General features: G+C 61.6%; 8 protein-coding genes and 1 pseudogene. 5 read left to right on the top strand and 4 right to left on the bottom strand.

All coding sequences use genetic code 11. The features are described from left to right. Positions 1-109 precede the first annotated feature (109 nt). The 3 genes from pcaF to B5M06_RS07755 all read right to left on the bottom strand — a co-directional run bounded on the left by pcaF (position 110) and on the right by B5M06_RS07755 (position 2,807). Positions 110-1,321, bottom strand: a complete 1,212-nt coding sequence (gene pcaF, locus B5M06_RS07745; protein ID WP_054067328.1) for a 3-oxoadipyl-CoA thiolase — start codon at positions 1,319-1,321, stop codon at positions 110-112. Positions 1,322-1,428: 107 nt separating this feature from the next. Then, positions 1,429-2,076: a 3-oxoacid CoA-transferase subunit B gene (locus tag B5M06_RS07750; protein ID WP_054067329.1), complete on the bottom strand. Its 648-nt coding sequence runs from the start codon at positions 2,074-2,076 to the stop codon at positions 1,429-1,431. A 29-nt stretch (positions 2,077-2,105) separates the two neighbouring features. Further along, entirely contained in the window at positions 2,106-2,807 is a 702-nt protein-coding gene (locus tag B5M06_RS07755) for a 3-oxoacid CoA-transferase subunit A (protein WP_054067330.1), read from the bottom strand. 149 nt (positions 2,808-2,956) lie between these two features. On the opposite strand from B5M06_RS07755, the gene B5M06_RS07760 reads away from it, so the two are divergent. From B5M06_RS07760 to B5M06_RS17765, 5 genes and pseudogenes are all read left to right on the top strand, one after another. Next, positions 2,957-3,754, top strand: a complete 798-nt coding sequence (locus tag B5M06_RS07760) for an IclR family transcriptional regulator domain-containing protein (RefSeq protein ID WP_054067412.1) — start codon at positions 2,957-2,959, stop codon at positions 3,752-3,754. A 31-nt stretch (positions 3,755-3,785) separates the two neighbouring features. Continuing rightward, the gene (locus B5M06_RS07765; RefSeq protein ID WP_054067331.1) at positions 3,786-4,490 is read left to right on the top strand and encodes a transposase; all 705 of its coding nucleotides are present in this window, start codon (positions 3,786-3,788) and stop codon (positions 4,488-4,490) included. A gap of 215 nt (positions 4,491-4,705) precedes the next feature. Beyond that, complete coding sequence (locus B5M06_RS07770) at positions 4,706-9,442, top strand: glutamate synthase-related protein (RefSeq protein WP_054067332.1); 4,737 nt, start codon at positions 4,706-4,708, stop codon at positions 9,440-9,442. Between the two features lie 81 nt (positions 9,443-9,523). Continuing rightward, entirely contained in the window at positions 9,524-10,999 is a 1,476-nt protein-coding gene (locus B5M06_RS07775) for a glutamate synthase subunit beta (RefSeq protein WP_054067333.1), read from the top strand. Between the two features lie 65 nt (positions 11,000-11,064). After that, positions 11,065-11,139 (top strand): annotated as a pseudogene (locus B5M06_RS17765) (glutamate synthase); the annotation flags it as partial. Between the two features lie 180 nt (positions 11,140-11,319). Here B5M06_RS17765 and B5M06_RS07780 read toward each other — a convergent pair. Beyond that, complete coding sequence (locus tag B5M06_RS07780; protein ID WP_054067334.1) at positions 11,320-11,742, bottom strand: DUF3293 domain-containing protein; 423 nt, start codon at positions 11,740-11,742, stop codon at positions 11,320-11,322. Positions 11,743-11,791 lie beyond the last annotated feature (49 nt).

Consider the following 11,791-nt stretch of genomic DNA (forward strand, 5'->3'; position numbering starts at 1 on the left):
TTCAAAGCACACCCGTGCAGACCGCGCAGGTCTGCGTGTGAGATCAGTCCGGGGTGTGGTGGTGGCCGTGCATGCGTGGCACGGCCATCCAGGAGGAAGGGGAGAAGGCTTAGACCTTCTCGAGAATCACGGCAATGCCCTGCCCCACGCCAATGCACATGGTGCACAGTGCATAGCGGCCACCCAGGGTGTGCAGCTGGTTCACGGCCGTCGTCGCCAGGCGGGCACCGGAAGCGCCCAGAGGGTGGCCCAGTGCAATTGCACCGCCCCACTGGTTCACACGTGCATCGTCATCGGCAATGCCCAGATCACGCAGCACGGCCAGGCCCTGTGCGGCAAAGGCTTCGTTCAGCTCGATCACGTCCATGTCGGCCAGGGTCAGACCGGTCTGTGCCAGCACCTTGCGCACCGCCGGGGCTGGGCCAAAGCCCATGATGCGGGGGGCAACACCCGCGGTGGCCATGCCGACGACACGGGCACGGGGCACCAGGTTGTATTGCTTGGCGGCTTCTTCATTGGCCAGCAGCAGGGCGCAGGCGCCGTCGTTGACGCCGGAGGCATTGCCTGCAGTCACTGTGCCGTCTGGGCGCACTACGCCCTTGAGCTTGGCCAGTGCTTCCAGCGTGGTCGCACGGGGGTGCTCGTCCTGGCTGAACACAATGGAGTCACCCTTCTTCTGAGGGATGGTCACGGACACGATTTCCTTGGCCAGGTAGCCAGCGGCAATGGCGGCTGCGGCCTTTTGCTGGGATGCCAGCGCCATGCGGTCCTGTGCTTCGCGCTCGATCTTGAAGTCGTCGGCCACGTTCTCGGCTGTTTCAGGCATGGAGTCCACACCGTACTGTGCCTTCATCAGCTTGTTCACAAAGCGCCAGCCGATGGTGGTGTCGTACACGGCATGGTTGCGGCTGAAGGCAGTTTCTGCCTTGGGCATGACGAAGGGCGCGCGGCTCATGGATTCCACGCCGCCCGCAATCATCAGGCGTGCTTCGCCGGACTTGATCACGCGAGCCGCCGAGCCCACGGCATCCAGGCCCGAGCCGCACAGGCGGTTGATGGTGGCACCGGGCACTTCGATAGGCAGGCCTGCCAGCAGGGCCGACATACGGGCCACGTTGCGGTTGTCTTCACCAGCCTGGTTGGCGCAGCCATAGAGCACATCGTCCACGGCCTTCCAGTCCACATGGGGGTTGCGCTCCATCAGGGCCTTGATGGGCAGAGCGCCCAGGTCATCGGTGCGCACGCTGGACAGCGTGCCGCCGTAACGGCCAAAGGGGGTGCGGATGGCGTCGCAGATAAAAGCTTGGTTTGCAGTGCTCATGGTGTCTCCGAGTTGCACAAGGGCCACAACAACGGCCAATTTTTAAAAAAAGAGGAGCGACCAGCGCTTGCTACACAAGCGCCAGAGGCCAATTTCATTGATATTTCTCAGGCGGTGGCAATGGACAGGCCGATGAGGGCCTCCAGCTGCGCATGGCTCAGGCCTTCAACGGTGTCGATCAGGCGCAGGCCCTGGGGTGTGCATTCCAGCGTGCACAGGTCGGTGTAGATGCGCTTGACGCAAGCCAGACCGGTGAGGGGGTAGCTGCACTTTTCCACGACCTTGCACTCGCCTGTCTTGGTCAGCAAATCCATCATCACCCAGGTGCTCTTGGCGCCGACTGCCAGGTCCATCGCGCCGCCCACAGCGGGGATGGCGCCGGGTTCACCCGTGCTCCAGTTGGCCAGATCGCCGGTGGCAGACACTTGAAATGCGCCCAGTACACAGATGTCCAGATGGCCGCCGCGCATCATGGCAAAGCTGTCGGCATGGTGGAAATAGCTGCCACCGGGCAGCAGGGTGACAGGCTGCTTGCCCGCATTGGTCAGGTCGTAGTCTTCCTTGCCAGCTTCAGGTGCTGGCCCCATGCCGAGAATGCCGTTTTCCGACTGCAGCACGATTTCGCGGTCAGCAGGAATGTGGTTGGCCACCTTGGTGGGCATGCCAATGCCGAGGTTCACATAGGAGCCATCGGGAATGTCCTGGGCAATGCGTTGTGCCAGTTCGTCTTTAGTACGCTTTTGATAGCTGCTCACGCTTGATACTCCTGCGCTTGAACTGTTTTTTAGGCAGATTTCTTGAAGCCGCCAGCCTGCGTGGCAACACGTTCAATCGGAACCACCTTGTGCACGTAGATGCCCGGGGTGACGATGGCTTCAGGGTCCAGCTCGCCCAGTTCCACCACTTCATGCACGGTGGCCACGGTGAACTTGGCAGCAGTCGCCATCACGGGGCCAAAGTTGCGGGCAGACATGCGGTAGGTCAGATTGCCCCAGCGGTCGCCTTTTTCGGCCTTGATCAGGGCGACGTCACCATGGATGGGGTACTCCAGCACATAGTGCTTGCCGTTGATCTCGCGGGTTTCCTTGCCTTCAGCCAGCTCGGTGCCGTAGGCAGTGGGGCAGAAGAAGGCGCCAATACCAGCACCTGCAGCACGCATGCGCTCAGCCAGATTGCCCTGGGGCACCAGCTCCAGCTCGATCTTGCCGCTGCGGTACAGCTCATCGAACACCCAACTGTCCACCTGGCGCGGGAAGCTGCAGATGATCTTGCGCACCTGACCGCTCTTGAGCAGGGCCGCCAGACCGGTGTCGCCGTTGCCTGCGTTGTTGTTCACAATGGTCAGGTCGCGCGCACCATGGGCAATCAGGCCGTTAATCAGTTCCACGGGGTTGCCCGAGGTGCCAAAGCCACCAATCAAAACTGTGGCGCCGTCTTGAATACCGGACAGCGCTTCGGCGATGCTGTCGGTGATCTTGTTGATCATGCTTGTCTCTCCCAGATGAGCGGGTGTGCAAAGTCACAAGCTTTGCTAAAATGTTCGTAATAAGAACATTTGTTCGTTAAAAGAATTATAGGGACCGAACCTTGGAAAAATCGCCTGTAAAAACCACATCAGGGAAAACCCTAGAGACTCTGCAAGCGCCTGCACAGCCTCCGGAAAACAAGCCCGGAGACAGCTATGTGCAGTCGTTTGCGCGGGGGCTGGAGGTGATTCGCTCCTTCAGCGCAGAACAGCCCGTACAGACCTTGAGCGAGGTGGCGGCACAGACCGGCCTCACGCGCGCCGGGGCACGCCGCATCCTGCTGACGCTGCAGACGCTGGGCTATGTGCACAGCGATGGCAAGCACTTCCGTCTGACCGCGCGCATTCTTGATCTGGGTTATGCCTATCTGAGTTCACAGCCCATCTGGAATCTGGCTTCTCCGCTGATGGAAGCACTGTCGGAAAAAGTGCAGGAGTCCTGCTCAGCCGGTGTGCTGGACGGGCTGGATGTGGTCTATGTGGTGCGTGTGCATGCCCACAAGATCATGAGCACCAACCTGGGTGTGGGCTCACGCTTGCCTGCCTTCTGGACGTCCATGGGGCGCATGCTGCTCGCTGGCCTGCCGCAGGCCCAGCTGCTGCAGTTGTTGGCTGAGTGCCCGCGTGTGGCCTATACGCGCCACACGCTGGTGGAAGATGCTGACCTGCTGCGCGCCATTGCCCAGGTGCGTGAGCAGGGCTGGGCGCTGATCAATCAGGAGCTGGAAGAAGGTCTGATCTCGGTGGCAGCCCCGCTGATCAATGCCCAGGGGCAGACGGTGGGGGCGATCAACGTCTCTGGCCAGGTCAACCGCACCAATGCGCAGGAGATGGAATCGCGCATACTGCCGCATCTGTTGTCTACGGCCCAAAGCGTTTCACAATTGCTGCGTACGACACGCCAGTAAGCGGCGTGCTTTGGCGTTCTGTTCTCCCACCATGGCCCGACTACCCCGCCTGACCTTGCCCGGCCTGCCGCACTATGTGGTGCTGCGTGGCAACAATCTGCAGCCCATTTTTGTAGATGGGCAGGATTACGCCCATATGAAGGCCGTACTGGCCGAGATGGCAGGGCGCTTTGGCGTGCAGTTGCACGCATTCGCCCTGCTGCCCAATCAGCTGCACCTGCTGCTCACGCCCGAGCAGGCAGACAGCCTGCCGCAATTCATGCAGTCTGTGGGGCGTACCTATGTGCGCAGCTTTAACAACCGTCACGGACGCAGCGGCACCCTGTGGGAAGGGCGCTACCGCGCCACGGTGCTGGAGCCGCAGTCCTGGATGCTGCCTGCCATGGTGGTGCTGGAGTGCCAGCCTGTGGACGAAGGGGTGACCAGCCGTGCGGTGGACTATGGCTGGAGCAGTGCACGCCACCATGTGGGTGCTCAGACCGAGCGCATGCTGCGCCTGCACCCCAGTTACTGGAAGCTGGGGAATACGCCGTTTGCGCGCGAGGCCGCCTATGCCGAGCTGCTGGACCGCGGCCCCTCCGCAGAGGTGCGTGAGGTGGTACTGCAGGCGGCACTCAAGGGCTGGGTCTTGGGCTCGGACAGCTTTGTGCAGGAGCTGCAGCAGCACACCACGCGGCGTTTGCAGCGCCAGAAAGCCGGGCGACCCGTGCGGACGTTGCCCCCAAAAACCGAATAAACATTCGGGTTACAGGCACCAATCAGGTGCCTTTTTTATCCCATGAATGGCAGTGTTTTGTTTTTATTAAATTTTTCCATATCTGTCCCTTATTTTTATTTGGGTTAATTTGGTGCATTTAAATTGGAATCTGACCCTAATTAAATTTTCTTGCATGAGGTGATGCATGGATTTAATCTGCGAGTCCCTGCGATATACGAACGAGGACGACTGCCATGACCACGGCTGCAGAAATAGCACACCTCCAAGAACACGGCCTGTACGCCAAAAGCCACGAACACGATGCCTGCGGATTGGGCTTTGTTGCCCACATCAAGGGCGAGAAGCGCCACGACATCGTCTTGGGCGCGCTGAAGATCCTCGAGAACATTGACCACCGTGGTGCCGTGGGTGCCGACCCGCTGATGGGTGACGGTGCAGGTATCCTGATTCAGATTCCCGACCAGCTCTACCGCGAAGAAATGGCCAAGCAGGGGGTGGAGCTGCCTCCTGCGGGTGAATATGGCGTGGGCATGGTCTTCCTGCCCAAAGAGCATGCCTCCCGCCTGGCCTGTGAACAGGAGCTGGAACGTGCCATCAAGGCCGAAGGCCAGGTGCTGCTGGGCTGGCGCGATGTGCCCGTGAACCGCGACATGCCCATGTCGCCCGCCGTGCGCGAAAAAGAGCCCATCATGCGCCAGGTGTTCATCGGCCGTGGCTCGGACGTGATCGTGCAGGACGCACTGGAGCGCAAGCTGTACGTGATCCGCAAGACCGCCTCTGCCGCCATCCAGAACCTGGGCCTGAAGCACAGCAAAGAGTATTACGTGCCCAGCATGAGCAGCCGTACCGTGGTGTACAAGGGCCTGCTGCTGGCCGACCAAGTGGGCGTGTACTACAACGACCTGGCCGATGAGCGCTGCGTCTCGGCCATCGGTCTGGTGCACCAGCGTTTCTCTACCAACACCTTCCCCGAGTGGCCGCTGGCCCACCCCTACCGCTATGTAGCGCACAACGGTGAAATCAACACCGTGCGCGGCAACTACAACTGGATGGTGGCGCGTGAAGGCGTGATGGCTTCCCCTGTGCTGGGCGAAGACCTGAAAAAGCTCTACCCCATCAGCTTCGCAGGCCAGTCCGACACCGCTACCTTCGACAACTGCCTGGAGCTGCTGACCATGGCGGGCTACCCCATCAGCCAGGCCGTGATGATGATGATTCCCGAGCCCTGGGAGCAGCACGAAGCCATGGACGAGCGCCGCCGCGCCTTCTATGAATACCACGCCGCCATGATGGAGCCCTGGGACGGCCCTGCCTCTCTGGTGTTCACCGATGGTCGCCAGATCGGCGCCACGCTGGACCGCAACGGCCTGCGCCCCTCGCGCTATGTCGTAACCGAGGACGACCTGGTCATCCTGGCGTCCGAAGCCGGTGTACTGCCCGTGCCGGACAGCAAGATCGTGCGCAAGTGGCGTCTGCAGCCCGGCAAGATGCTGCTGATCGATCTGGAGCAGGGGCGCATGATTGAGGACGACGAGCTCAAGGCCAATGTCGTCAACACCAAGCCCTACAAGCAGTGGATCGAGAACCTGCGCATCAAGCTGGACCAGGTCGAAGTGCCTGCCGACTTTGTTGTGCCAGCCAAGACCAGCGAGCTGCCTTTGCTGGAGCGCCAGCAGGCCTTTGGTTTTACGCAGGAAGACATCAAGTTCCTGCTGGCCCCCATGGCCAAGAACGGCGAAGAAGGCATTGGCTCCATGGGCAATGACAGCCCGCTGGCCGTGCTGTCCAGCAAGAACAAGCCGCTGTACAACTACTTCCGCCAGATGTTCGCGCAGGTGACCAACCCGCCGATCGACCCCATCCGCGAAGCCATTGTGATGTCGCTGGTGTCCTTCGTGGGCCCCAAGCCCAACCTGCTGGACATCAACCAGGTCAACCCTCCCATGCGTCTGGAGCTGCAGCAGCCCATCCTCGACTTCGAGGGCATGGCCAAGCTGCGCGAGATCGAAAAGCACACCCACGGCAAGTTCAAGAGCGCGACCATTGACATCACCTACCCCCTGAGCTGGGGCCGTGAAGGCGTGGAAGCCAAGCTGGCCTCGCTGTGCGCCCAGGCCGTGGACGAGATCAAGGGCGGCGCCAACATCCTTATCATCAGCGACCGCCATCTGTCGGCCACCCAGGTCGCCATTCCTGCGCTGCTGGCCTTGTCGGCCATCCACCAGCACCTGGTGCGCGAAGGTCTGCGCACTACTGCCGGTCTGGTCGTGGAAACCGGCACCGCCCGCGAAGTGCACCACTTCGCCGTGCTGGCAGGCTACGGTGCCGAAGCCGTGCACCCCTATCTGGCGCTGGAAACCCTGGTGGACATGCACAAGGACCTGTCCGGCGATCTGTCTGCCGACAAGGCCATCTACAACTATGTGAAGGCCATCGGCAAGGGCCTGTCCAAGATCATGTCCAAGATGGGCGTGTCGACCTACATGTCCTACTGCGGCGCCCAGCTGTTCGAAGCCGTGGGCCTGAACAGTGCCACGGTGGAGAAATACTTCACCGGCACCGCCAGCCGCGTGGAAGGCATCGGTGTGTTTGAAATCGCCGAGGAAACCATCCGCAACCACCTGGCGGCCTTTGGTGACGACCCCGTGCTGGCCACCATGCTGGACGCGGGCGGCGAATACGCCTGGCGTGCCCGTGGCGAAGAGCACATGTGGACGCCCGATGCGATCGCCAAGCTGCAGCATTCGACCCGCGCCAACAACTTCAGCACCTACAAGGAATACGCGCAGATCATCAACGACCAGAGCAAGCGGCACATGACGCTGCGCGGTCTGTTCGAGTTCAAGTTCGATCCTTCCAAGGCCATCCCTGTGGAAGAAGTCGAACCTGCTGCCGAAATCGTCAAGCGCTTTGCCACCGGTGCCATGTCGCTGGGTTCGATCTCGACCGAAGCCCACGCTACGCTGGCCGTGGCCATGAACCGCATTGGCGGCAAGAGCAATACCGGTGAAGGCGGCGAAGACCCCAAGCGCTACCGCAACGAACTCAAGGGCATCCCGATCAAGCAGGGCGAGACCCTGGCCTCCATCATCGGCAAGGAACAGGTCGAGTCCGACATCGAACTGCGCGATGGTGACAGCCTGCGCTCCAAGATCAAGCAGGTCGCTTCCGGTCGCTTTGGTGTGACCGCCGAGTACCTGGTCTCGTCCGACCAGATCCAGATCAAGATGGCGCAGGGTGCCAAGCCCGGTGAAGGCGGCCAGCTGCCCGGCGGCAAGGTGTCCGACTACATCGGCATGCAGCGTTACTCCGTGCCTGGTGTGGGTCTGATTTCGCCACCGCCTCACCACGACATCTACTCCATCGAAGACCTGGCCCAGCTGATTCACGACCTGAAGAACGTGGCGCCACACGCCGATGTGTCCGTGAAGCTGGTGTCCGAAATCGGTGTGGGCACGATTGCCGCAGGCGTTGCCAAGTGCAAGAGCGACCACGTGGTGATCGCTGGTCACGACGGTGGCACCGGTGCCTCGCCCTGGTCCTCCATCAAGCATGCCGGCGGCCCCTGGGAAATCGGCCTGGCCGAAACCCAGCAGACCCTGGTGCTCAACCGCCTGCGTGGTCGTATCCGCGTGCAGGTGGACGGTCAGATCAAGACCGGCCGCGACGTGGTGATCGGCGCGCTGCTGGGTGCGGACGAGTTCGGCTTTGCGACCGCACCGCTGGTGGTGGAAGGCTGCATCATGATGCGCAAGTGCCATCTGAACACCTGCCCCGTGGGCGTGGCCACGCAGGACCCTGAACTGCGCAAGAAATTCACCGGCAAGCCTGAGCATGTGGTGAACTACTTTTTCTTCATCGCGGAAGAAGTGCGCCAGATCATGGCCCAGCTGGGTATCCGCAAGTTTGACGAACTGATCGGCCGCACCGAGCTGCTGGACACCCGCCAGGGTGTGGAGCACTGGAAGGCGCAGGGCCTGGACTTCAGCCGCCTGTTTGCCCAGCCTGCCGTGCCTGCCGAAGTGGCCCGTTTCCACGTCGAAAAGCAGGACCACCTGCTGGACAAGGCACTGGACGTCAAGCTCATCGAGCGCTGCCAGCCTGCCATCCAGAACGGCGAGTCCGTGCGCATCATGGAAGTGGCGCGCAATGTGAACCGTTCCGTCGGTGCCATGCTGTCGGGTGCGGTGACCAAGGTCCATCCCGAAGGTCTGCCTGATGACACCATCCGCATCCACTTTGAAGGTACGGGCGGCCAGTCCTTTGGTGCCTTCCTGTGCAAGGGCATTACGCTGAACCTGACCGGCGAAGCCAATGACTACACCGGCAAGGGCCTGTCGGGCGGCCGCGTGATCGTGCGCCCCAGCCATGAGTTCCGCGGCGAGTCCGTGCGCAACACCATTGTGGGCAACACCGTGATGTTCGGTGCCACCCGTGGTGAAGCCTTCTTTGCGGGCGTGGCAGGCGAGCGCTTTGCCGTGCGTCTGTCCGGCGCGACGGCCGTGGTCGAAGGCGTGGGTGACCACGGCTGCGAATACATGACCGGCGGCACCGTGGTGGTGCTGGGCAAGACCGGCCGCAACTTTGCAGCGGGCATGAGCGGCGGCGTGGCTTACGTGTATGACGAAGACGGCCAGTTCGCCAAGCGCTGCAATACCGCCAGCGTGAAGCTGGAGAAGGTGCTGCCCCACGACGAGTTCGTGGCCAGCGTGCCCCGTGGCGTCTGGCACAACGACCAGAGCGACGAGCAGCAGCTGCGTGCCCTGATTGAAGCGCACAGCCGCTGGACCGGCTCCAAGCGTGCCCGTGACCTGCTGGACAACTGGGCCGCAGCGCGTGCCAAGTTCGTCAAGGTCTTCCCGACCGAGTACCAGCGTGCACTCGGCGAAATCTATGAACGCAAGCAAAAGGAAAAGCAAGCAGCAGCAGTGCCAGCAGCTCCTGAAAAAGAAGCAGTAGCCGCGAAGTAATCACAGCCACATGCGGTGGTGCAGACCATAGGTTCGCCACCGCGCTGCTCCAGCAAGCAAAGATTTCAAGGAATAGACATCATGGGAAAGACCACCGGTTTTCTGGAATACGACCGCATTGAAGAAGGCTACCTGCCCGTGGCAGAGCGCGTGAAGAACTACAAGGAGTTCGTCATTGCCCTCACGCCCGAGCAGGCCAAGATCCAGGGCGCACGCTGCATGGACTGCGGCACGCCTTTCTGCAACAACGGCTGCCCGATCAACAACATCATCCCGGACTTCAACGATCTGGTGTACCGCGGGGATTGGGCCAGTGCCATTGAGGTGCTGCACAGCACCAACAACTTCCCGGAGTTCACGGGCCGCATCTGCCCCGCACCCTGCGAGGCTGCCTGCGTGGCCAACATCAACCGCGCGCCCATCGGCATCAAGTCCATCGAGCACGCCATCATCGACCGCGCCTGGGAAGAGGGCTGGGTCAAGCCTCAGCTGCCTGCCCATCTGACGGGCAAGAAGGTGGCCGTGGTGGGGGCTGGCCCTGCGGGTCTGGCAGCCGCCCAGCAGCTGGTGCGTGCCGGTCACGACGTGACGCTGTTCGAGAAGAACGACCAGGTCGGCGGCCTGCTGCGCTACGGCATTCCTGACTTCAAGCTGGACAAGGCCCATATCGACCGCCGTGTCGAGCAGCTGGTCGCCGAAGGTCTGAAGATCCGCACCGGCGTGCTGGTGGCGGGTAAGGACGGTCTGGGCAAGGACAGCAAGGTCACCAACTGGGCCAAGGAAACCATCAGCCCCGAGCAGCTGATGGAAGAGTTTGACGCCGTGCTGCTGACCGGCGGTGCCGAGCAGTCGCGTGACCTGCCCGTGCCCGGCCGTGACCTCAAGGGCGTGCACTTTGCAATGGAATTCCTGCCCCAGCAGAATAAGGCCACCCGCGAAGGCAAGTACAAAGGCCAGATCCGCGCCGATGGCAAGCATGTGGTGGTGATTGGTGGTGGTGATACGGGCTCAGACTGCGTGGGCACCTCCAACCGCCACGGTGCGGTCAGCGTGACCCAGTTGGAGCTGATGCCCATGCCCCCCGAGCAGGAAAACAAGCCGCTGGTGTGGCCGTACTGGCCGCTCAAGCTGCGCACCTCTTCCAGCCACGAGGAAGGCTGCGTGCGTGAGTTCGCCATCGGCACCAAGGAATTCATTGGTGAAAAGGGCCAGCTGACCGGTGTGAAGACCGTGCGTCTGGAGTGGAAGGACGGCAAGATGACCGAAGTTCCAGGCTCCGAGCAGATCATCAAGGCCGATCTGGTGTTCTTGGCCATGGGCTTTGTTTCGCCTGTGCAGGCAGTGCTCGACGCCTTTGGCGTGGAAAAGGACCAGCGCGGCAACGCCAAGGCATCGACCGATCTGGTCGGCGGCTACGCCACGAGCGTGCCCAAGCTGTTCGCAGCGGGTGACATGCGCCGTGGACAGTCTTTGGTTGTGTGGGCCATCCGTGAAGGCCGCCAGGCCGCGCGTGCGGTGGACGAGTTCCTGATGGGTGAGACTACACTGCCCCGTTAATAGTCTGGGTCGGCCTTCACGGTGGCCCACAAGGGGCTGTGATGGAAGCTGCAGCCTCACCGGCTGCAGAGCGTGAAGGCCGCCAGGCCGCGCGTGCCGTGGACGAGTTCCTGATGGGTGAGACTACGCTGCCCCGTTAAAAGATTCAGTCGTTTCTGGTTCCAACTTGCTTGGGCACCTTCGGGTGCCCTTTTTTTGTTGGCGATGTCCGTCGTCGTGGCTGGTTATTGAAAAAGATAGCTGCTAGCGCTTGAAAAACAAGGTTTTCAGGTGGTTTTATGTCTGAAATCTAAGCTTTTCAAGCGCTGGAAGCTATGGTTTTAGCGCAGCAGCACCAGCTGTGGCACGGTATCCGCACCGCAATAGAGCAAGGCGTTCTGCTGCCACTGCTGGCCCCAGGCGCGGGCGGTGTGCAGGTCCATGCCCAGAATCAGCACGCTGGACTCGCCCGGCCATTCGCCCTGGGGGTCTTCGCCAAAGCCTTCCAGATAGGCCCAGCCCGCGCGCTGCAGCGCCTGGCGCAGCTGTTCCATGCGGCGCGCATTGTGCTCATCAGGCAACAGCTCGCCCAGTGGGTTGCAGGCCGTCAGATAGACCGCGCTTTGCACGGCGTGGCGCTGGTAGTAGGGGCGCAGGGCAGGCTGGGGCTCACCAATCTGCAAATACCAGTTCTGGCCTTGGATGCGGTAGTGGGTGCTGCGGTAGGCGTGCAGCAAAGGCTCGGGCAAAACAGTGTCGGGCATGGCAATGCAGTCATAAAAAGACGGCGGCACGGTGTTTGCATGCGTGGTT

Origin of the sequence: Comamonas kerstersii, from assembly GCF_002056725.1 — a bacterium.
In the GTDB taxonomy this organism is placed as follows: domain Bacteria; phylum Pseudomonadota; class Gammaproteobacteria; order Burkholderiales; family Burkholderiaceae_C; genus Comamonas; species Comamonas kerstersii.